Annotated in this window: 16 protein-coding genes; 3 read left to right on the top strand and 13 right to left on the bottom strand. The window is 45.9% G+C overall.

Translation table 11 applies throughout. The features are described from left to right. Positions 1-2 precede the first annotated feature (2 nt). Complete coding sequence (locus L3V30_RS14600; RefSeq protein WP_237309181.1) at positions 3-1,649, top strand: BatD family protein; 1,647 nt, start codon at positions 3-5, stop codon at positions 1,647-1,649. 116 nt (positions 1,650-1,765) lie between these two features. Here L3V30_RS14600 and L3V30_RS14595 read toward each other — a convergent pair whose 3' ends face one another. The 5 genes from L3V30_RS14595 to L3V30_RS14575 all read right to left on the bottom strand — a co-directional run bounded on the left by L3V30_RS14595 (position 1,766) and on the right by L3V30_RS14575 (position 7,771). Further along, positions 1,766-3,889: a GGDEF domain-containing protein gene (locus L3V30_RS14595; RefSeq protein ID WP_006741920.1), complete on the bottom strand. Its 2,124-nt coding sequence runs from the start codon at positions 3,887-3,889 to the stop codon at positions 1,766-1,768. Positions 3,890-4,217: 328 nt separating this feature from the next. Then, positions 4,218-4,967: a phosphate ABC transporter ATP-binding protein PstB gene (pstB, locus tag L3V30_RS14590; protein WP_005397884.1), complete on the bottom strand. Its 750-nt coding sequence runs from the start codon at positions 4,965-4,967 to the stop codon at positions 4,218-4,220. A gap of 60 nt (positions 4,968-5,027) precedes the next feature. Then, complete coding sequence (gene pstA / locus L3V30_RS14585; protein WP_005397882.1) at positions 5,028-5,891, bottom strand: phosphate ABC transporter permease PstA; 864 nt, start codon at positions 5,889-5,891, stop codon at positions 5,028-5,030. 22 nt (positions 5,892-5,913) lie between these two features. Next, positions 5,914-6,846 (bottom strand): phosphate ABC transporter permease subunit PstC, encoded by a 933-nt coding sequence (pstC, locus tag L3V30_RS14580; RefSeq protein ID WP_006741921.1) that lies wholly within the window; start codon positions 6,844-6,846, stop codon positions 5,914-5,916. 103 nt (positions 6,847-6,949) lie between these two features. Further along, complete coding sequence (locus L3V30_RS14575; protein ID WP_006741922.1) at positions 6,950-7,771, bottom strand: phosphate ABC transporter substrate-binding protein; 822 nt, start codon at positions 7,769-7,771, stop codon at positions 6,950-6,952. Positions 7,772-8,099: 328 nt separating this feature from the next. On the opposite strand from L3V30_RS14575, the gene L3V30_RS14570 reads away from it, so the two are divergent. Then, a complete protein-coding gene (locus L3V30_RS14570) occupies positions 8,100-9,743 on the top strand; it encodes a methyl-accepting chemotaxis protein (protein WP_237309180.1) in 1,644 nt (547 codons plus the stop codon). A 109-nt stretch (positions 9,744-9,852) separates the two neighbouring features. On the opposite strand, the gene L3V30_RS14565 is transcribed toward L3V30_RS14570, so the two are convergent. The 6 genes from L3V30_RS14565 to L3V30_RS14540 all read right to left on the bottom strand — a co-directional run bounded on the left by L3V30_RS14565 (position 9,853) and on the right by L3V30_RS14540 (position 19,978). Continuing rightward, a complete protein-coding gene (locus tag L3V30_RS14565) occupies positions 9,853-10,428 on the bottom strand; it encodes a DUF1566 domain-containing protein (RefSeq protein ID WP_237309179.1) in 576 nt (191 codons plus the stop codon). A gap of 1 nt (position 10,429) precedes the next feature. After that, positions 10,430-11,881: a DUF1566 domain-containing protein gene (locus L3V30_RS14560; RefSeq protein ID WP_182036017.1), complete on the bottom strand. Its 1,452-nt coding sequence runs from the start codon at positions 11,879-11,881 to the stop codon at positions 10,430-10,432. A gap of 25 nt (positions 11,882-11,906) precedes the next feature. After that, positions 11,907-14,159 (bottom strand): proprotein convertase P-domain-containing protein, encoded by a 2,253-nt coding sequence (locus L3V30_RS14555; protein ID WP_237309178.1) that lies wholly within the window; start codon positions 14,157-14,159, stop codon positions 11,907-11,909. A gap of 12 nt (positions 14,160-14,171) precedes the next feature. Further along, positions 14,172-16,310, bottom strand: a complete 2,139-nt coding sequence (locus L3V30_RS14550; protein ID WP_097370990.1) for a TonB-dependent hemoglobin/transferrin/lactoferrin family receptor — start codon at positions 16,308-16,310, stop codon at positions 14,172-14,174. Next, positions 16,311-18,308: a prolyl oligopeptidase family serine peptidase gene (locus tag L3V30_RS14545; RefSeq protein WP_237309177.1), complete on the bottom strand. Its 1,998-nt coding sequence runs from the start codon at positions 18,306-18,308 to the stop codon at positions 16,311-16,313. Between the two features lie 326 nt (positions 18,309-18,634). Next, a complete protein-coding gene (locus L3V30_RS14540; protein ID WP_047009779.1) occupies positions 18,635-19,978 on the bottom strand; it encodes a DEAD/DEAH box helicase in 1,344 nt (447 codons plus the stop codon). A gap of 552 nt (positions 19,979-20,530) precedes the next feature. Here L3V30_RS14540 and L3V30_RS14535 point away from each other — a divergent pair. Next, positions 20,531-20,785, top strand: a complete 255-nt coding sequence (locus L3V30_RS14535; protein WP_005375145.1) for an Lpp/OprI family alanine-zipper lipoprotein — start codon at positions 20,531-20,533, stop codon at positions 20,783-20,785. Between the two features lie 26 nt (positions 20,786-20,811). Here L3V30_RS14535 and L3V30_RS14530 read toward each other — a convergent pair whose 3' ends face one another. Both L3V30_RS14530 and phrB read right to left on the bottom strand, forming a co-directional pair. After that, positions 20,812-21,738 carry a L,D-transpeptidase family protein gene (locus tag L3V30_RS14530; RefSeq protein ID WP_237309176.1) on the bottom strand — a complete coding sequence of 309 codons (927 nt, stop codon included), beginning with the start codon at positions 21,736-21,738 and terminating at the stop codon, positions 20,812-20,814. A gap of 6 nt (positions 21,739-21,744) precedes the next feature. Then, positions 21,745-23,160: a deoxyribodipyrimidine photo-lyase gene (phrB, locus tag L3V30_RS14525; RefSeq protein ID WP_237309175.1), complete on the bottom strand. Its 1,416-nt coding sequence runs from the start codon at positions 23,158-23,160 to the stop codon at positions 21,745-21,747. Between the last annotated feature and the right edge of the window lie 4 nt (positions 23,161-23,164).

Raw genomic sequence — 23,164 nt, 5'->3', positions numbered from 1 at the left:
CCGTGATGAACAAAGGCGTACAACTGATCTTTATTCTTGTGGCCAGCCTATTATCCAGCTTCTCGGTGATGGCACAGACGCTTCAAGCAAGCGTCAATAAAACACAAGTTGCTAAGAATGAAGTGATCAACCTCAGAATCATGGCAGATACTGAGCTCAGCTCAGATGCAATTGACTTTAATGTACTTGAGAACGACTTTTTCTTGGGTCAACCTCGTTATGGGCGCTCCAGCAATAACATTAACGGAAGAAAATCTGTACGTACTGAGTGGAGTATCTCGATTGCGCCGATGAAAGAAGGTATTCTGACTATTCCGAGCTTTTCCGCAGATGGTATGAGAACGGAGCCAATAAAGCTTCGTGTCACCGCAAGCCAAGCTGAACCCAATCTCGATGACCTATTTAGCTTTAATATCAGTGTCGACAACAGCACGCTGTACCCTCAACAATCTGCGACATTACGTATGCAGCTTTTGATCAAAGCAGATACCCGCCGTCTTGATAACCCACAAATTGTGCCTCCACAGATTGAAGGCATGAAGCTTGAAGCGATTGGTGGCTTACAGCAGGGACAAAAGATCTTAAATGGATTAGAAGTAGCGGTCATTGAACAGTCGTTTCGCTTAACGGCGAATCAGCCGGGTACTTACACCTTGATAGGTCCTAGACTGACAGGCTCTTACATTTATGGCGACAGCTTAACGGGCTCTACCAAGATCATGCCAATCAACACCAAAGCTGAGCAAATGCCTATCGAGGTAAAACCAATTCCAAGTGAATTTGAAGGGGAATGGCTTCCAGCTTCAGCGTTAGAAATGACGCAGAGCTGGCAAGACGATCAAGGTAATCCACTGTCGGTTAATGCGCTCAACACTGTCAAACAGGGCTCTTCACTCACTCGAAGCATTCAAATTAAAGCTCGCGGAACACAAGCCGAATACCTTCCACGAGTAAGTATTGATTATCCAAGTTCACTACGGGTCTACCCAGAACAGCCTCAATTCGACAGCGCGAGAGATGGCACCGTTATCATGACAGTGAAGCAAGTCATTATCCCCACTGAGGCTGGGTCATATACCTTGCCGGGATACCATTTGAACTGGTGGGACAGTCAAAATGATGAAGCAAAAAAAGCGACGTTACCAGAGCTACAATTAAAAATAGAGCAAAGTGACACCGGGCTTATCACGTTGCCGGAATCGCCTCTGCCAACACCACCTGAGTCAGCCATCAGTCCCGAACCAAACGGTGGAGTGAGCAGTCTCTGGCAAACCCTGACCTTTGTTTTCGCTGGACTTTGGGTGGCGACGTTAGGAGTCGCGATTTGGGCATGGAAGAAGCGTCCTATGACGGCGAGTAAAACGGTTTCGAATACCGAGCAACCTCTTTGCGTTGATGCGTTGAAAAAAGTCATCAATGAAGGGGACGCTGCTAAAATTGAACGCTCAGTAAACGAGTATCTAAACACTCACCGAGACAGGTTAAGCCCTGGTGATGCGCAAGCCGTAAAACAAGAGCTTGACGCCATGAACCAAGCGCGTTTTAGTGCCAATCAACAACCTTGGCGTCCAGACTCGCTACTGGCAAAAATTCAAAACCTTGGCAAAGCAAACGTAACGAAAACCGACCACCAGCTAGAAAAACTATAAAGAAAAATGGCAGCTCAAGTGAGCTGCCATTTTTCTTGTGCGACCAAACACACTTTAACAGTTTTATCTAAAAATCAACCAAACTGTCTCAGTAACTTTGATGTTATGAGCATCACTTATTCAACAAAAGCTTGATGCTCGTACTCATATCGCCTTACGCAATTTCGACCATGGCTCTTCGCTTGATAGAGAGCCTTATCCGACAACTGGTAAAGATGGTCGAAATTAAAGTCTTTGCCTTTCGTTTTGTAGCAAGAATAACCGACTGACACAGTGAGCAACTCCCCTTCTGGGTTGTGTTGGTGTTTGATGCCTTCATCTTCAATGCATTGACGAATACGTTCCGCTCTCTGCTTTACCGCCTCTTGATCAGAGCCGATCATTAGTAACACAAACTCTTCTCCACCAATGCGACAGAAAACCTCGTCTTCACCTTTGGTATGATGATCCAAGATATGACCCACGCGCATTAGTGCGATATCCCCTTCGAGATGGCCATAGTGATTGTTAAACAAGCCAAAGTGATCAATATCAATCAGGATAAGACCAAAGGACATCGCTTCCTCACACTCTAGCGCGCAATATTTCTGCATCACATGTTCTAACATACGGCGATTGCCAAGACGTGTCAGAGGGTCAAGTTTAGAAAGCACCTCAAGCTGTCGGTTGGCTTCTTCCAACTCTTTGGTTCGGTTTTGTACTTCTAACTCCAGGTTTTCGTTTAATCCGCGAATCGCCTCTTGCGCTTGAGTGCGCTGCAAAACCTCCGCTAGACTGGAAGCGAACATACGAATCACTTCACGTAGCTGAGAAGTCAGCGGCGCGCGCGTCAATAAGTTATCAACAGCAATAAAGGCGATGGGCCCGCTGCTGTTCGAAGTCAAAACCGTCATCGCAGCCCAGCCAAAGCCGACAATATTACAGTCATGATAAATAGGAACGGATTCCTCAAATGCCACTTCACTAGGTACGGCGCGAGCTAAATTGATCAACGAAAAGTCTTGTGTCTCACCAAAGAAATAAGACTCATCCACCACATTGCCTTGAATGTCAGTCCCCCAAGTGCCTTGCATGTATGAGCAATTTTCATCGGTCAAAAACACCGCCATCCGATCAATACCAAGATTTTTGATAGCAAAAGTGACGGCCGATTTACATACATCACTGACGGTTGTACAGCGTGATAGCTCAACCATGCTTGAATGCAACATACGCACGTTCTGCTCCTGGCGCTTTCGAATGTAAATTTGTGAGAAAAGGGAGCCAAACGAGTCCAACATCTGTTTTTGATACGCTGTTATCGGCTTGCGATGAATAAAGTTATCAAGCGCGAACCAACCAAATGGCTCATTGCCATCACGTAGGATCAACATCGCGTTCCACCCCTGCCCAACCACTTTACCAGCTGTGTATATCGGCGCATCTTCCACGATCACTAGGTTGCTCTCAAGGCTTGACAGCGCAGCGATGTATTCTTCGCTCAGTTGGTGTAAATCGTATTGCGTGTGGAACTCATCAATGGTGATGCCTGATTCATCCGTGCCGTATGTTCCACTGAAACTGCGCTTTTTCATATCTAGAAGCATCAGTGTGGAGCGATCAAACCCCAACCGTTGACGTAGCGCTTCGACGGCTTTGTAATACAAATCTTTTAAGGAATCAGGGTTGGAGATCTCGAGAGCAACTTGCTGAACTAACTTCATGTTCTCGATAAAGCGCTCGCGTTGGTTAATTTCATCGACATATTGCGCTTCACGAATATCTCTGTGTCTCATCTCTTGCGACGCATTTTTCTCGGCGCGAATGCACTGCCAACGCGCCGCTGCAAGCTGCATTGCATCATAACTTTCTTCATAGATATTGTGTGCCGTGCGAGCATGAACAGATTGAATCAGTAGGTAGGTGCGTTTGATAGGCGTGTTATCGAGCATCATTATGTAACTATCTCCACCTAAATCTTGGGTGTGATTCCAGTTACAAGTATTGATCGCCAGAGGAATGATGCTTTCAGAAGTGTCAAACTGACTTGCCCACTCCCAGAAGCTGTCAGGATAGCTTTGGATTGGGTAAAGCTCCCCGCGAGAGAAACTCACAGAATAACGAGGATTGATTGAAGGATCTTCAAAAATGGCTAAGGCTTGAGGGGAGAACAAACTCTCTAAATGATCAAATATCGCCTCCGCTAATAAGCGATGATCCCTCGTTGAAGACACTTTTCTTGTAAAACTTCTTAAACTCACCCTACCAACCTAATCTACTTTTTTATTCTCGATAAAAAACTACTTAGGCCATCATATGCAATCAATACAATCAAATTTGAGCTGTTAAGTCATTCGCAAAATTATCAGACTTAGTTTCACATTCGAGAGCTCTTCAGCACTTTTATAACCGTATTTCACATAAGTTACATGTTCTATAAAAAGGGGGGATATTTGTGCTTCCTTGCAAGAATTATTGGTATAGGTTGGTGTTATAAATCTGCAGCTTGAAAAGAAAAAGGCCCCTCAAAAAGAGGGGCAAAGTTACCATCGCTTATAGTTATTTAGTTATGCTTGTAAATACGGCGAGTTAACCGAAATCACCATTTACGTAGCCTTGAGTACGGTCATCTTGAGGGTTACTGAAGATCACTTGAGTATCGTTATGCTCAACCAGTTCACCCATTAGGAAGAACGCAGTACGGTCAGAGATACGACGCGCCTGTTGCATTGAGTGAGTCACGATAACGATGGTGTAGTTCTTCTTCAGCTCTTCCATCAATTCTTCGATTTTATGTGTCGCAATTGGGTCAAGTGCCGACGTTGGTTCATCCATCAGAATCACATCCGGCTCCATCGCGATCGTACGTGCTATACACAGACGCTGTTGCTGACCACCCGATAGACCAAATGCGTGTGACTTCAGACGATCTTTCACTTCGTCCCAAAGTGCTGCACCGCGTAGTGAACGCTCTACCACTTCGTCAATGTGTTTCTTGTCTTTGATACCTTGAGCACGTAGGCCGTAAGCCACGTTTTCGTAGATGCTCATCGGGAATGGGTTTGGCTTCTGGAACACCATGCCAACCTTGATGCGAAGATCCGCGACATCAATGTTGCCGTAAATGTCTTCGCCGTCCATCGCCAATTTACCCGTGATTTTCACGCCTTCGATTAGATCGTTCATGCGGTTCAAACAACGTAGAAGCGTTGATTTACCACAACCTGACGGGCCGATAAGCGCCGTTACTTGGCGAACTGGAATTGGTAGGTTGATCGATTTCAGTGCTTGGTTTTCACCGTAGAATAAGTCTAGGTTTTCAATATCAAATTTGTTCATTTTCTTAATCTCTTAAATCTTGAATTCGTGTCTTTTAACGTGCGTTCTTAATTAGTGTTGTTAGTAAGTAGCGGTGTTAAAACGTCTAGCAATCAGTTTCGTGACCATGTTGATCAGAAGAACAACCACGATAAGCACTGTTGCGGTACCGTAAGCCTGATTCCATTCTTCAACGGTAAACAGTTCGGTAGTCAGTTTGTATAGGTGAACGGTTAATGTACGACCGGAGTCCAACAGAGAATCTGGAATACGAGCAACCATGCCTGCTGTCAGAAATACAGGAGCAGACTCACCAATGACACGACCAATACTAAGAATGACCGAGGTTAAGATCCCTGGCATTGCACTCGGAAGAATCAAACGCCAGATAGTGTAAATTTTTGAAGCGCCAAGGCCGTAAGAGCCTTCACGATACGTTTGAGGCACTGCCATTAGTGCTTCTTCCGTAGTACGGATGATCACTGGCAGAATAAGAATACTTAGAGTCAGTGCACCCGACAGAATCGAGAAACCCAGGCCAAGAATTGCCACGAAGAACGTCATACCGAATAGACCGAAGATGATCGACGGGATACCCGCCAACGACTCAGTACAGAATCGGATAATTTTTACCAATCGGCTACCGACTTTCGCGTATTCGGTTAAGTAGATTGCCGTCATGATACCCAGTGGCGCCGCTACGGCGATGGATGCGATAACCATGTAGATGGTCGAGACGATCATCGGGAAGATACCGTGCTCTTCACCAGTACGTGTGTAGTTATCAGTAATGAAGTTCCAATCTACGTGTTGTAGACCATTTGATAGGATGTACCAGATAATCCAGAACAAAAAACCTACCGTTAGTGCTGCCGAAATCCAAACCAAAGCGTTAAAGACGTTATCTTTGAACTGGCGAGCTTGTTTTAGTTTTGCGCGATCCATAATAGTCACCTTTAACGAGCGATTACTTCGCTTTTTCTCGGTTTAGGTAAAGAAGTACAGCGTTCAACGACATGATGAAGACCAGAAGTACAACACCAGTGGCGTAAAGAGCGTTGGCGTGAATACCACTTGCGTAAGACATTTCAATCGCGATGTTTGCGGTTAGCGTACGTGCCGAATCTAGGATGCCTTCTGGCATAGCAGGTGCATTACCCATCACCATGATGATCGCCATTGTCTCACCTAGAGCACGGCCAATACCCAAAATCACACCCGTCATGATGCCTGAACGAGCCGCTGGAACGAGCAATTTGAAGATTGTGTATATTTTCGAAGCGCCAAGAGCCAAAGAGCCTTCTTTGTATGCGCGAGGCACAGCTCGAATAGACGTTTCAGATACCGTGATTACGGTCGGTAGAATCATCACACCAAGCACGATGATACCTGCCAAAATCGTGTTACCCGCAGGGACATTAAAGATGTTTTGAATCAGCGGTACGATGATGACCAAACCAAAGAAGCCATAAACCACAGACGGGATACCTGCCAAAAGCTCAACTGCAGGACGAATAATATCCGCAAGACGCTTTGGTGCGATTTCGGCAATAAAGATAGCCGTCAGCACACCAATTGGTACACCAACGATTACCGCACCTGCCGTCGATACAATAGATGCAACAATCATTGTCGCAACACCGTAAAGTGCAGGCGGCAGCCAGTTTTGTCCAAGAACGATGCCCGATACACCAGCTTCTTGGAATGCCGGGATACTTTCTCGAACAATAAAGTAAGCAATAACGGCTAATGAGACGATGCCGATAACGGCACTGGTTAGGAACAAGCCGTGGAAGATACGCTCTTTCCAGTCTACGCGACGTTTCTCGCGCAGGCCGGGCTTGCTGATAGCTTTAGCGTCAGTATTCATAAGCTTTTCACTATTTGTTGCGATGGTCATTTAAAAAATCTCACGGTTCTGGGCGTTTTGCCGGTGAACACTATGGATAGAAAAGGCTCAGCCCTAAATGGTGGGCTGAGCAAACTTAAGAGTCCCGATAGAATTAGTTAACTGAGATGTAACCGTTTTGGTCAACTAGCTTTTGCGCATCTTCAGTTAGCATCCAGTCTAGGAATTTTTGCGTTTCAGCTGATGGCTTGCCTTCTTTGTAAAGAACAAGGAATGGACGAGCTACTTTGTAAGAACCGTTTTTCACGTTAGCCACTGTTGCATCAACACCGTCGATTGCTAGAGCGTTAACCGTGTTGTCTACCGTACCTAGTGAAATGTAGCCGATTGCGTATGGGTTAGATGCAACCATTGTTTTGAGTGCGCCGTTACCGTTTGCAACTTGAGCACGTTGAGAGATAGCTGATACCTTCTTACCAGAAATCTTCATTTTAAGAGACATGATGTCTTCAAATGCGCCACGAGTACCTGAAGCCGTGTCACGAGTAATTGCTACGATTGGCTTGTCTGCACCACCGACTTCTTTCCAGTTTGATACTTCGCCTTTGTAGATTGCAGTCACTTGCTCTGCTGTTAGGCCAGGCAGTTTGTTTTGTGGGTTAACAACCACTGCGATACCATCACGAGCAACCACTTCTTCGATTAATGTTGATTCTTTTTCAGAGTCTTTTAGATTACGAGAAGACATACCAAGGTCTGCTGAACCATTTTTTGCTGCTTTAACACCAGCTGAAGAACCAGGGCCTTGAACTTCGATAAATACGTTAGGGTTCTTCTTCATGTACGTTTCAGAGAAAACTTCCATCAGTGGAGTTACGCTGCTAGAACCCACTGCAGAGATAGTTTCTTTAGCAGAAACAGGAGTCACTGCCATTGCGCCTAGAAGTGCGATTGCACCGATTACTGTCTTTTTCATCACAATTTCCTTAAGTGGCTTTATTGCCGTTGTGTTTCACTTGAACGGTGCTCACTTTAGAATTTGAATATGACAGTTGTGTTTCACTTAGTTGAACCCTCTATGACACGTTGTCATTTCTGTATATTAATTCCGCGACTGATCCCTCTACCGTTTTTAGCTTAGCGCTTTTATAAATTGCCGCGCGTTCAAAATGATAACTCCATCGATTTTGGTACATTTCATAACAATTGGATATGAGTAAGTCATTGATTTGACGAATATGGCAATTAAAATCGAAATGCTTATTTATAAAAAAGATAATAATTAAACCGATAGAGGGTCAATCATGCGTCAATTTCTTAGTACGCTTTCTATTAAACTTCAGGTCTTTTTACCTGTTCTATTCACCGTTGTATTACTCATCATTGGATTGAGCGTCGGAATCGGCAAGCTCGACCAAGCATTCAATAAGGTTTCCACTTCCACCAACAAGCTGATCATTCATACAGAGGAACTCAGCGCCATCGTAGACAACACCTACGCCATGCGCATCAAAGCCATTTACAGTCTATTTAGAGCCGAAGATGTCCAATCTCTCAACCAAGAACTGTCTGAACGACAAAACAAAAACCGCGATTTTCTGAATTCCATTGATAGCCTCCCAGGCGTTCAAACCGAAGTGAATACTATGCGCAAAGCCATGGATCACTATGTTGATTTCACGCGCGTCACCATGACACCTCTGCTCACCACCAAACACTCTTCTGGCTACACCACATCCGATTTCAATCAAAAGTACGAATCTGCGATGGCAGAATATCGATTGGCTGGCGAAGCAATGATCAACGCCATCGACAACCTGTCTAAACAATTGAATCAAATCGTCACCGATGAAGTGGAAGCGAATGGCGAACAGCATTCAACCACGCTCACTTACAGTGCGGTTTCACTTGCGGTGATCTTGAGTGCTGCTTCGCTTATTAGTTGGATACTAGCCAGCTATATCGTTGCACCGATTCGTAACCTTCAAGGAACCATGCAAGAAGTCGCGAAGGGAAATCTATTGGTTAAAGCCGAAGCCATCGGAAAAAACGAAGTGTCGCAACTGGCTCAGGATGTAAACCAAACCATCGACAAACTGCGTGAAACCGTGAGTGCATTAGTTCGAATTAGTGAAGATGTGGCATCAGCATCGACCGAGTTAGCGACTGTTATGACTCAAAGCAGCGTTAACTCAGATCAAGAAAAGCAAGAAGTTGAGCAAGTGGCTTCGGCAATCAACCAACTAGAATCGACTGCAGCTGAAGTGTCGACCAATGCACAAGAAGCCGATAGCGCATCAAATCAAGCACGCATGCTTACCTCACAAAGTCTGAGCATGTTTGAGGAAAGCACTCGCGCAAGCGAAAAAATGGCAGAACAACTCAACGAAGCCGCAGCCGTCGTGACATCGCTGAAAGATCAATCAGAACACATTGGTCGCGTGATCGAAGTGATTGAAGGCATTTCTGAGCAAACCAACCTGCTTGCACTGAATGCAGCGATCGAGGCTGCACGAGCGGGCGAAAGTGGCCGAGGCTTTGCGGTAGTCGCCGATGAAGTACGTATGCTAGCGGCGCGAACTCAGGAATCGACGAAAGAGATCCAAACCATCATCGAAGAGCTTCAGCAGCAATCGGGCCACGCAAATGAAAGCATGCACTCTAGCTTAGCCATGTTGTCAGACAACCAAGCTCTGGCACAAGAAGTTAGCCAATCACTTGCTAATATCAGTAATGCTATCGCCGCTCTGAACTCAATCAACACGCAAGTGGCGACCGCATCAGAAGAGCAGAAACAGGTCACGGCCGATATCAACAACAACTTAACGAACATCTATGAACTAGTGAGCCAGAACGTGACTGGCATTACGCAGTCCGCCTCTGCCACTCAAGAGCTTTCGGGCTTAGCGGAAAACCAAAAGCACCAACTTAAGCAGTTCCAAGTTTAAACATTCTGCTCAACACGATAAGTGCCAAAGGTTAGAAAAGAAAAAAGCTCCGCACTGGCGGAGCTTTTTATAAAGGCAAAGCTATCAATCTTTATTAACGTAATAAGTATTATTCATCTGTCACTAACAAGAGAGAGCTTTTGAAACTTGAGTCTAATGGATCTCTATTGAAAACCTCACCATTAGTCGTATCAAGAGTAGCAACATGCTTACCATCACCATTAGGTGTGTTACTCCAAATATTACGTCCTAAAATATCGTCCTTGTCTGTCAGTGTATAACCGCTCGCAAAGCCTGTACCATTCATCGCTGGGCTATAGCAAGCTTGCTCCGTTAACGATACCAACTCTTTAATGTTTGCTAGTCGCCAATTCTTTTTGCCAGCAAAGTTGTGTAGAGGGTGGTTACCGGACGGATTACGAATTTGTTGGGCCGTAGACAGCGCGAATTGCCATGACATCGTAGCTCGCGTTCCGGTACATTCTTCGTTTGCTGCATTCCATGTCATACCGACTGGACAGCGCATCCATGTAAGACCTGTTTTTAAGTCAGTTACAGTTCCCTTACCTGAATAAGTGTAACGTGTATTAGGTGCTGTTTTAGCAAACTCAGTCGAACACTCTTGCGCTGCCATTGCTACTTGAGAAGCCAACACAAGAGATAGCGAGGTCATTAGTTTCTTCATCTTATTGTCCCTTAACTGCTACTAGACGGATTGGGAATTGGTAGGAATCATAGGCATCTTCACTTGTACTGCTTGAGCGAATCTCAACGAATGAAGTGGCCCCTCTATCTGCGCCCCGAGAGACAATTGCGGGGAAATAAATCTCACCATCCATGAGCTGTGATGATGTTTCCGTAAACCTAAAACCATCATGCCAAAACGCACCTTTTTCTAAATAAGGGCTGCCTAAAGTTTGCTGTGGGAAGTATTTGACATTAAAACCATACACATTGTTCGGTTCATATTCTGTGCTCGGCGCAAATAGTGTCTTTTCACCGAAATCTAGTAAGTCATAAGTTTCACGGTAAGTAGGCAGGCGCCAACCAGTGATTCCACATAACGATTGTTTGTTTATGTACTCAACGTATTGGCTCGTAGTACAAATTTCATCGCCTACCTCTTTACAGCCCGCAAGATCTACATCTTTGCTAAATGGCTTAAATGTTTCAGACTCAAACGCAAATAGGCGGTCTTTAAATTGAATAGAGCTCGCATCCGCACTCTTGTTTTCCCAAACAAGACCAGTACGCTCATCCAAAGTGCAAGCCCACTCAGTGGCATCTGCAGCTAAAGCAGCGCCTTGTGAATCTAGCTTAACGAACTTAAAGCCCGCGCCTGTCGACGTTTGCTTGTCCTGTTTGTCGAAGCCGTATTCCGCATCTTGACCAGGGTAAGAAGCTTGGACCTCTGCAACGTCTGCAGCGCCATCAGCAAAGTGAAGAATGGCACCCGTATCGTTACTACCAACCGTTTGTTCAGCAACCGCTGCAATTTCTTCAGCAAATGCACTCACTTCCGCTTCAGACAGAAGATCAGAGGCTAGCGATTTACCTTGGAAGCTAAGACTTTGAGCAAGCAGCGCTACGCCTTTGGTCATTTGTTGTGGTTGCATCGCAGCTAATAGTGCAACCGTGTTTTGCTCTAGCTTGTCTAGCTCGCTGGCTTCTGCGTTAGACATTACCGTACCAGATAGAGAAACGCCGGCATCCGTGAGTTGCGCTTTAACAATATCTTCAGCTTGAGCAACGGTTTTACCGTCAACCACAAGACCTGCGAGCAATGTTGTTACACCATTTACTGTGTTACCCGTGGCTAAGTTTTGGCCTGGAGCTGCAAGACGCAACGTTTGGTTTGAGCCTTGATCAACTTGAGCAAGAATCGTGCTAGTCAAAATGTTCTTGTCGCTTGACGTCAGGGAGAACTTACCAGCATTATCCGTTTTAGCACTCGGTTCAGTAGTATCACAAACGTAGTTCTGGTTTAAATCGATACATACTGGCGTATCAAGAAGTGTACCTGCAGAAACGATGGTGCCAGCTACATTATAGGTCGGTGTTGACGTGTCACCACCAGAACCACCGCCACAACCAGCTAGGGCTAGTGACATAGCAACGAAAGAATATTGAAACTTCATAAATTTTGTCTTCTTTAGATTTTAATTAACGAGAACGAATCACTCTCACCATTGAAAGCAGGAAAAGTCCTAACAAGGTCCAAGGCGAACCACTGCCACCTGAACCACCACCACTGCTTTCTTTAGTGGTATCAGCACTACACTGATACTGAGCAAAGTGACTCACACCCCACTCTTTCAACACCCCAGAGTTCCCTGACACGCGGTCAGATACTTCGAGACGCCAAGTACCCCAACTCGGCTGACCGACAAGTGCTTGTAACTCCTCGTCATACTGAGCGGTGAAGTAACCTTTAAATCCATTGGTATTGCTTGATTGATGGCTAAGTAGCACAACCGATTTACCTTGTGGAGACACAAGCGTCACTTGCAGATCCTGCAGTGAGTCATGTTCGATGTTTAGGTAAACCGCAAACGAATCATCAATCGTGCGTGACTTGTCCGATAGCGTCTGAGAGAACAATCTGTCACCCTGCTCCGGCAAAGCGGAGTTCACTGGTTGAGGCTGGATATCGAGCTCTGGCGTACCATTAACCAGCATCACCTTTTCGCTCCACTGGTGAGCCTTTAAACCTTTAGCAAATTGGTAATCCAATAAAATAGAGGAATCGAATTGCGTGCCACATGTCAGACCGCTTGGTAACGCTACCTTCATTGAGGTCGAGTCAGAAAGCGTTTCATCAAAGTCGAAAACGGATGCGTTATTTAGCTGCCATTGCCCTTTGATGCTCGCTTCGCGGCCAGTTTGGCTCAGGCTCACACTCACGTCTTGACCTTGTGCGATGTATCGAGCGTCATAGCGAACGCGAAAAGGCGCTTTAAGTAAGTTGTGTTTGTTGAAGCTGTCCGTCAGGAATTGGGCATAGTCTTTATTTGGGAACAAGGTGTTTGCGGCAAACACGGTGGACTCCGCCAAATCATGCATTTTCACGCCACGACCAATACCATACATGCCTTCAAGAACAATGGCGTCAAACTCCCGGAACACGCTATCGGTGTCATCACCGTATCGTTCAACCGATGCTTTAAGCGCTTGGAACAGTGGCGTTGACCATAGCTCGTCGCCTAGTTCACCGCCCACACTGACGTGCGCTGGATACTCTGAACTCTCGAAGTAACGCGCTCTTTGGTTCCATAAGCTACGAGTTGTTTTGCGTGTTCCGAACATACCATCCCAGTTGAACACCGTATCAATCTCAAATTCCTGACCACGGCGAGCCGCATCTAAATACTGTGTTCGGTAGCTCGCACTGCCCGCCCAGTAATCACCGACACCTTCTCCAATCGCACCAGTGTGGCCATACGCCCAATCGGGAACAATTTGATAGTGAATCCCGTGTCCTAGCTCGTGCAAAATCACATCTGCATCCGCAGCATCCGGAGATACTCCACCCACGCCTAACATCAGCGCACGCGAACCTGTGTAGTAAGAAGAGTTGTCTAGCGCTAAACCACGTCCATCAAAACGAAGCGGCTCTTCAAATAAGTCATAGCTCAAGCTCGATAGGTACTGCAGTGAGTTGTCAAGATGGTAAAACGCCATCAACTGCAAAAAGGCATTGTCGCCAAGCTGAGCGCTTTGCATCGCTTTTACATCAGCAAAAGATTTAACGCCTTCAGGCGGCAAAATACTGCTTGTATCGCGTACGGGCTCCGCACCTACCGCAGGTGTAGGCAGTAATGCAAGTGCATCCACCTGTTTAACGCGCTCGTTGGCTAGGTAGAACTTGCCGTCAGACTGCAAAACTTGAATCTGCTTCTCAACATATTGAAGTGGCTGCGGATAATCCTCTAACGAATTCCAAGCAGAATCAGGCGCAGCTTGTTGCTGCATCGTACGTAAATCAGGATCAAACACTGAGACGGGAACCGTCACTAACTCACCAGAGTTCAACGCTGGCGGCTCGGTCACTTCCAATCGAACAGGCAATTCCAGTTCTGCGGCTGGCATCGCCTCGCCATTACGAATAACCGTATCTTCAAGGCTTTTGAAAATACGCTCGATTTGGCTGTCTTGGTTAGTCGACAGCACAATGGTGCGTTGCGGTTGATACTGACCATCGACCCACACATCAAAGTTGTAATGATCTCCAAGCTGAGAACGGGTCTGATAGCGAAACTTAAGTTCGCCAGCGCTAGCGTAATTGTCTTGTAAGTAGCGAAGCGCTTCGGCTTGGTTCGTGACCGTAACAGCTGCGCTAGGGTAATCCCACTGCGCAGCGTTCGTCACTTGAACGCCTGCCAACGCAAGAGAAAGCGCTAAAAGTTTGAGTTTCATGCAGGGCTCCTACTAAAAGATGTACTTCGCGTTAACCGTAAAGTAACGACCTGGTTCCGTTGAGTAGCGTTTGCTCTCATCTGCTATGCCAGCAACGTCTTGGTAACGAATGTATTCTTTGTCGAACAGGTTGATGATGGTCGCACTCAAACGAAAATCTTTGTTGATTTGGTAACTTGCCCCCAGATCGAGCGTGTTCCATGCCTCTGTTTGTGCGCATTCAGTCTTTTGTCCAAGCGACGTTTGGCAACTCGGCACACGATCCATCGAACCAGCCCAATTCCACGTCGCGAACGCATTAAAGTCTTGTTGCTGGTAGTTCAGCCCAACATTGCCCTCAAAAGGCGTGATGCTACGAACGTATTCGCCCTCAGCGTCCTTTCCGTCCACATAACCAAGCTTGGTACTTAGCTTCCAAGACGATGTGAAAGCATACGCAGCAGAAAGCTCCGCGCCGTAGGTTTCAACGCCGTGTAAGTTTTGGTATTGCTTGACGTAGTTACCGAAGTTATCTTGACCCGTGGTAACAACATCAATGAAGTTTTGGAATTTGTTGTAAAACGCAGAAACGTAAAGTTGCGCTCGGCCATTATCGAATTTGTTACCGATTTCAAACGAGTCCGAAGTTTCTGCCTCTAGATCCATATTTGGTGCAATAACAAAAGGCGTCAGCGGCACAAAGTCGTGGCTTACGAAGCCATACGCCTTATCGTATTCTGGCGCTCGATAGCCGTGATCGTAAGAGAGGTAAACTCGGTTGTTTTCGAACACTTCACGAGAAATCGACAAACTTGGTGAAATTTCAGAACTGTCGATATCTTTCAGTGGATATCCACCGATATCATTCTGGCCATCAGGTGAAAGTCGGTGCGCATCGAAACGCAAACCGCCAGTCAATGTCCATTTATCCAGTTCAATCATGTCACGGAAATAAAGCCCAATGTTGTATGCACGTGCAGCGGCAAAGGGTTGTTTTTGCGATGCGTTGGAACCCGTCCAATCGAGGACTTTCTGATTATCTTCCCGTTGGTAGTAATCCGATGCTATCTCAACGCCATACGCTAACTTGTGCTCAGCCGATGAGGCGTGAAGCGTCTGTTTGAAATCCGCTCTCAAACCGACCGTGTTATCGGTAAATGTTTTGTGCTCAAGTTCGCGGCGCTTGATCAGCAGACCATTGGCGTCGGTAGAGTTCATTAAGCGATTGGTGTCTGTGATCACTTCGGTATGACGCCAATAAACTTTGGTATCCAACTCTTCAAACCATGTTGGATCAAGCGGCGTTAGCTCTGCACCTAGATATGCACTGTATTCTTCTGTCGATTCATCTTCTGCAAAGTCTTCGATATGCCACTTGCCATCTTTTTGTATGGATGACGAACCTTCAAGGCGTTGTTGGTCTTGTCGATAGAGTTCGGCACGCGCTTTGATCATCACTTCATCACTGAAGAAATGATTGATGGCGTATGACGCGCTGTAACCATCCAAATCGCGGTTGTACAAATCTTGGCTGAAGTTACGCGTCTCTTCACCTTGCCAATAAGCCGCGTTGACCAAGCTTTCCGTATCGCCAGAACGAAATGCCAAATTGCTCGCGCCTTTGTATTTATTGCTGATCCCCGTATAAGTGCCCGTGGCGTCAACATAAAAGTCACGATCTTCTAAAAACTCGCCCGGCTGTTTGGATTTTAGAATCACAGCGCCACCAATGGCACCAGAGCCCAAAACTGAGGAGCTTGCCCCTTTCACTACTTCTAATGATTCAAGATTAGATAGATCGAACGTGTCGCGGCCCACTTTGTCATTGTTGTCATTCGCACCAAAACCGTCTGCAGAGCGAATACCGTCACGAATGATCATAATGCGATTACCCGTCATGCCCCGAATCGTGATGTTTTGTGGACGACCAGCGCCACCCGACACACTTACCCCAGGCTCGTGACGCAGCGCATCATAAAGCTCTGTTTCGCCCTTTTGTTCAATCTCTTCGCTGGTGACAACCGCAACGCTGCCTGCTACTTCAGACACAGGTTGTTCAATCCGATTCGCCGTCACCACAACCTCTTCCATAGAGAAAACGTCAGATTTGGCGTGCACTTGGCTGGCAGCTAGTACCGAAAGTACTGCCGCTGACACTGGGGTAAGCTTCATTTACTGCTCCGCTTTAGATGTATTAATCAGTGATAAAAGAAAGGCGTATTCTTTTGCTTGTTGTTCTTGCGCTTGTCGTGGGTCCATTTGGTGGCCCGAGTTAAAATCGGTCTGTAACAAGTACGGCCCGGTGTGCTCACTTAGCTCAGAAACCTTGGCGAGATACTTGGCACCTTCCCAGTAAGGCACGCGCTGGTCGATCAAACCGACTTGAACCAGCATGGGTGGGTAAGCGTCTTTGTGAATGTTGAGAATTGGATCATACGCCTTCATTAGTGCCAGTTGCTCAGGTTTGGTTGGGTTACCCCATTCGCCATACTGCTGTGTGGTCAGCGGAAGTGAGGTATCCGACATGCTGGCTACCACATCAACAAAAGGCACTTTAAGCACGACGCCTGAAAACAACTTAGGATCTCGATTAACCGCTCCCGCGACCAACGTACCACCAGCACTAGAACCAATGGCGAAAACCTCTCTATTACCGCGTTCAAACGTTTTCAGCGTCTTAGCGGCCGCGACAAAGTCGCCAATAGAATTGGCTTTGCGCACACCACGGCCTTGCTCATGCCACTCATCGCCAAAGTACCCACCGCCACGAACATGGGCGATAGCGTAAATCACGCCTTGGTCGAGCAAGCTTATGACTTGAGGCATAAAGTACGGTTTCATCGTAAAACCGTATGCGCCATAGCCATAAATCATCACGGGTGATTGTGCGTGTAATTTGTCTTTGTGATACGCTAAAGAGACGGGAACAGAAACACCATCGTGCTTAATGAAAATTCGTTTTGAAACATAATGTTGGCTATCAAAATCTTGGTAAGCATCTTGAGAGTACAAAGATTTAGTCAGCGTTTTTACATCAAACTCTTCCCATTGAGGAGGCGTGGTCATCGACATGCTTCGGATACGAATCTTGTTTGATTCAAAATCGCCCAACGTGCTCAACCAAGCGACATTGCCATCCTGTTCCAATGGCAGTATCACTTTTTCCTGACCTTGGTATGAATACACCGTCAATGTCGCTACGTTGTTCGGCTTACTGAGTGCCACAACTCCTGCATCATAAAGGTAGAACTGGTCAAGCGGTTCACGAAGGGTAGTAAAGCGTTGCCATGTTGCGCTAAGAGGTGCTAGATCGGTTTGATAAAGTGCAAATGTACCTTCAAGATTGCTGTTGACGTAAACGCGCCCTTTCGCCACATCCGCGTAATATTCCACGCCCGCTTCCGGCACTCTCAGTGAATCGCTTACGGTGCCCGTTTCTAGATCAACAAGCTTCTGCTCTGTGGTTGACTCGTTGTTGCTTTGCAGCACCACGTAACGGCTATCTGCCGCACGGTAGAAAGAAAGTAACCAATCTGATTTGTATTCGTGCCATACAACGGTTTTAGCCGAAGATTCAGTGGAGATGCGTAGGATCTGATGAGGTCGCTGTGTACGCATTTCCTTCGAAACGAGGTAAGCCATCTTACCATCAGGTGAAAGCAATACACCGCTATCGACGTGCGTTGCCAGCTCCGTAGATTGGCCAGAGAGTAAATCAACAACCACGGCGCGATATTGCTCGCTGCCATCAATATCTTCAGTGAAAAGCAAAGTGTCTCCGCTTACTTGCCACTGCCCTACTTGATAATACGGATATGCAGATTGACGTTCAGAGAAATCAAATACTGTGTTCTCTTGTGCATACTGGTTCGAACGTGATAGCAACACATAACCACTGTCACGACGCGTTAACGTCCATTCGCGTCCATTTACGATCGACCATGGTTTATCACCTTTATCTGCCACCATGGCTTCCCACTGCGCGAGCAGATCTTGCGTCAACGTCTGATATTTTTTTTGATGCTGTTCAGTCTTACGGTTCTGCTCTGTTAGGTAGGTAAGAACTCGCTCATCTTTACGAGCGTCATCTCGCAACCAATTAAAGTCATTAACGGCAAAGCAAGAACTAGAGGTAATTATGAGCCCTAAAAAAACATGAGTAAATTTCATATAGAGAGCGAATTCATTTATAGGATTAATACAATGGCGCGTATTTTGCCCTTAAATAAAAATGAGATCAATTATCATTTTCATAATCATGTGAAATTTTTATCTAGTATGTGAGGAAAAACGTTTGCTTGGACCGAGGTGATAAAACTTAATATCTCTCTAAATTAGCGATCTATGCTGTTTATATAAAACCAGATAAATATAAAAGCCTAGCAAACACGTTAGTATAGAAAGACATCATTTCGCCTGGAGATAAGCATAAAAAAACCCGAGTGCGAACACTCGGGTTTTGAAAAACTAAAATCAGTTGAAAACTGGAGCGACTTTTACTCTTCAGAGTTTGGTGCCGCTGGCTTTTTCTTCGGGATGAACACATCATCACCCACTGATACGTTTTTGTAGAAACTCTTGTCACGTTTAACAGGTTTCTTAGCCGACTTCTTCGCTTGAGGGCGTGATTTCTTCGCTGTCGCTTTCTTGTTACGGAAATCTGGCTTAGGTGGCTTCAGGCCTTTGAACTTACCTTTCAGATCTTCGAATACTGAAAACTCAAGATCTTGTTGTAGGTAAGCTTCTACACGTTTAAAGCTATCCCAGTCTTTTGGACCAACAAGAGAAATCGCATCACCCTTGTTACCAGCACGGCCCGTACGGCCAACACGGTGTACATATTCTTCAGTATGCTTTGGCATATCGAAGTTAATGACGTGTGTCACTGTCGCAATATCCAAACCACGAGAAGCAACATCTGTTGTCACTAGGATCTTGAATACCGCTCGCTCAAACTGGCTCATGATCGTATTGCGTTGAGTCTGGTTCAAGTTACCACTCAATGCAACGGCCTTCAGTTTCTTCTCGTTTAGCTTCGCTGTTAGGCGCTCAGTATCATCGCGCGTCGCCGTAAAGATGATAACTTGACGATATTCTGCTTCTGAAAGTACGCGATCTAGAATCGCCTCTTTATGATCAAGATGATCACACAAGTAGAATTTTTGCGTGATATCTTTGTGTTCTTCGTTAGAAACACCGATAGCAATACGTTTCGGAGCATTAAGCATTTCAGCCGCAATGTCATTTACGTCTGCGTGATCCAACGTCGCAGAGAACATTAATGTTTGACGGCGACGATGCTTAGCTGCCTTATGGATACGACGAAGCTCTGGTGCAAAGCCCAAATCCAACATACGGTCTGCTTCATCAAGGATCAGCGTTTCCAAACCTTCAAGGTAAAGCGAGCGGTGCTCTAAGTGGTCAGCCAGACGTCCTGGTGTCGCCACGATGAATTTCGGGTAACGGCGCAGTGCTTTCACTTGATCATTAAAGTTCTCACCACCCAAAATCAATGCAGCTTCATAAGATAGGCCAGCAAGCATAGAGCGAAGCTCACCATACACTTGTTTCGCTAGCTCACGAGTGGGAGCAAGAATAACTGCGCGAGGGTCTTTGGCAGAAAACGATTTTGTCTTTAAAGACTTGTGAAGCATTGGTAATACAAACGCCAAAGTCTTGCCCGAACCCGTTTTCGAAGATGCCAATAAATCCTTGCCTGCAATCGCAACAGGAATCGCCTGCTTTTGAATGTCAGTTGGTTTTTTAAAATCGTAGTGTTTTAGGTTCTTCAACAATCGGTTGTCTAGGCCTAGATCTTTAAATTGCAAAGTATTCTCCAATAAATCAGTCAGCGTCTGAGCGCTCTGTAATGTCGTTTCCGCTCTAACGCAGCAAAAAAATAAAGCTCGGTATAATACCGCAAATCATAGGAGTATAGATAGAGATCACACAAACTAATTCCCACGGATGAAAACAAAACATCACTTGCGGCTCAATTAAGAACAAACCCTCGCTTTATTGGTCAGCTGCTTGGCTTAAGATTTAGAGAAAAGCGAGCTCAAGGTGCGCCTCTCGTTCTCCAATAAAACTGCGTAAATAGCAGTTATTTGCGCCGAGAAACTTTCATTTGTGTCAATATCGTCTAAATTATTGATATCAGGAACGTGGCAAAAACACCTGCTATGAGAACTGTTGTGGGAATAAGGGAGATGATAATTCACTCACCTTTGTTAAGCTCAGGTAAAAGTTGACGTCAGGTACTCCATGAAATTCTTGGGTTTTTTTGACTTTTGCTACATCATGTACTGATAAAATGTATCCACATTTAACCTCGCTACTGTATAAAATAATAGTTGGTAGCGAGACTTTCACTATAAGCAAGGAGTTCTTATATGAACAAAACGTTGATCGCAGCTGCAGCAACTTCAGTACTTCTACTAGCAGGTTGTGCTTCTTCTGATGACGCAGCAACAGCAAATGCAGCAAAACTAGACGAACTAAGCAACCAAGTTAGCCAACTAAGCCAAGACGTACAAGCTCTTCAATCTGACGTTCAAAAATCAGGTGCAGCAGCAATGGCTGCTCAAGAAGAAGCTGAGCGTGCTAACGAGCGTATCGATAACATCGCTCAGTCTTACACTAAGTAAGATTTGATACCGCGTCTTAACGCCTGTTAAGGCGCGGTTATTTCGACAGGAACCCCATTCTGTGCGGCAATCGCTGCTTTAGCCTTCACATTTTTCAGTCCGAACTCATCCAGCCACCACTTTAACTCTTTTGGTACCTGTAGGTGATCTTTCTCACCATTGCTGCGGGTCAATGGCTCATGTGCCTCTAAAAATACACTTCTGTCCGGCTCTAGTGATACTTTCACTGGTTGGTTAATGATATTCACTTCTTCACCGTTACGAACTTTTTCAAACAACCATTCAATGTCTCTCGGGTCCATACGAATGCAACCCGCGCTGACGCGCATGCCGATGCCGAAATCTTTGTTGGTACCGTGAATGAGGTACTCGCCATTTCCGTAGGCTAAACGCAATGCAAACATCCCAAGTGGGTTGTCTGGACCGGCAGGTACAACGGTTGGCAAGTCAATGCCCTTCGCTTTGTACTCGGCACGAATCGAGGCTGGCGGCGTCCACGTAGGGTTTGGACGCTTTTGGCTAATACGCGTTGTCATCACCGGGGTGTCTCGCCCAATTCGCCCGATTCCCACGGGGAATACATGCACAATATCTTCCCCTTTCGGGAAGTAGTATAAGCGCAATTCCGCTAAATTGATGACAATGCCTTTGTGGGGTACATCTGGGAGGATCAGTTGTGTTGGAATAGTAAGAACGTGTCCCTCTTCTGGCAAGAAGGGATCCACGCCTTTATTTGCCGCCATTAAACCTAGCATCCCGACATCGTAGTGCTTGGCAATATTTGCCATGGTTTCGCCTTGTTGCACGACGTGGTTTTCAAGGCGACCAATTAAACGACTGCCATCCTCTGGTAGCTCGTACATTTTAGCGAATGACAAACCACTCGCTAAAGATAACGATACAGATAACAGCGTACGTTTTGCGAAACTCATTGATCGCTTTTTGCTAAGCATTTCACTTTATTCCTTGGCACTTTTAAAGAGCCGTAAGGTTATCTCTCTTTCTGTCTTGTGATCAACCATCGGCTTGTGATATTCCAGTAAAGAAAATCCCTCCCAAGTCCAAGGTTTATGGATGTATTTGTTTGGCACACTTTTGATTTCAGGCACCCAGTGGCGCACGAATTGGCCATCAGAATCAAACTTCTCACCTTGGCTTATCGGGTTGAAAATACGGAAGTACGGCTGCCCATCACAACCCGTCGATGCAGACCACTGCCAACCACCATTGTTTGCTGCGAAATCGCCGTCCACCAGCTTACTCATGAAGTACGCTTCGCCCCAACGCCAGTCAATGTGTAAATCCTTGGTGAGAAAGCTCGCGACAACCATACGAAGCCTGTTATGCATCCAGCCTGTTTGGTTGAGCTGACGCATTGCTGCATCGACGATCGGGTACCCTGTCGCTCCAGCCTTCCATCGCTCAAAAGCCTGCTCATCATAAGACCACTGAATTTTATCCTCCCAGTCGATAAAGCCTTTGCCTTTAACGAGCTTTGGTTCGAAAACCAACAGATGCTGATAAAACTCACGCCAAATGATCTCACTCAACCAAGTTGCTTTTCCTTCTGTTAGGTCATTTTGTTGGTTTTCAGCATACAAGCGAGCAATACATTGCCTTGGTGACAACGCACCAATCGCAAGATAGGGAGACAGTTGACTGGTGCCATCAATAGCCGGAAAATCTCGATCTTCCTTGTAAGCATCACTGCGCTCACGAGCAAATTCCCTAAGCTGCTTTAAAACATCATTGGTCGAAGCAAACCAATCCTCGCTGGACTCTCGAGGATAGCTAAACGTGAAGTCTGAACTAAATCGAATCGGCTCTAATTGTTCCAATATTTTGCTGCTTAGCGGCGCTTGTTCTTGAGGCTTTGTTACCGCTGGCATTTGAAACTGCGTCAACCAAGCACGTTTGAATGGTGTAAATACCTTAAAATACTCACCTTGCTTATTGAGAACCGTCGTTGGTGGGTGCACACATTTGTCGTGGAACAGTTTAAAGTCGATATCATGGGAAGCTAGCGCCTCACTCACTTGTGCATCGAGCTCTCGTTCATTCACTTCATATTGAATATTCGCCATAACAGACGTTGCTTCAAGTGTTTTCGCCCATCCACTAATCACTTCGGTACAATCAGAAAATGACGGCACCTCTTTATATAAAAAAGGCACATTCAGGCTTTCCAACTCGTCGTTGAGATACTCTAAACGACGAGCAATGAGATCCGCCTGCATCGGCGCCATGTGGTGTTCTCGCCACTGCTCTGGCGTCGCGATGAAACAAGCGACAACAGGCTGACCTGAATCTAACGCCGCTTTAAGTGCGGTGTGGTCTAACGTTCGTAAATCACGTCGAAACCATACTAAGATCATGGTG

The sequence above is a fragment of the Vibrio sp. A1-1 genome (assembly GCF_021728175.1).
GTDB lineage: Bacteria > Pseudomonadota > Gammaproteobacteria > Enterobacterales > Vibrionaceae > Vibrio > Vibrio diabolicus.
Note: the sequence above shows the minus strand (reverse complement) of the source record. Positions and strands in the feature narration are given on the sequence as shown.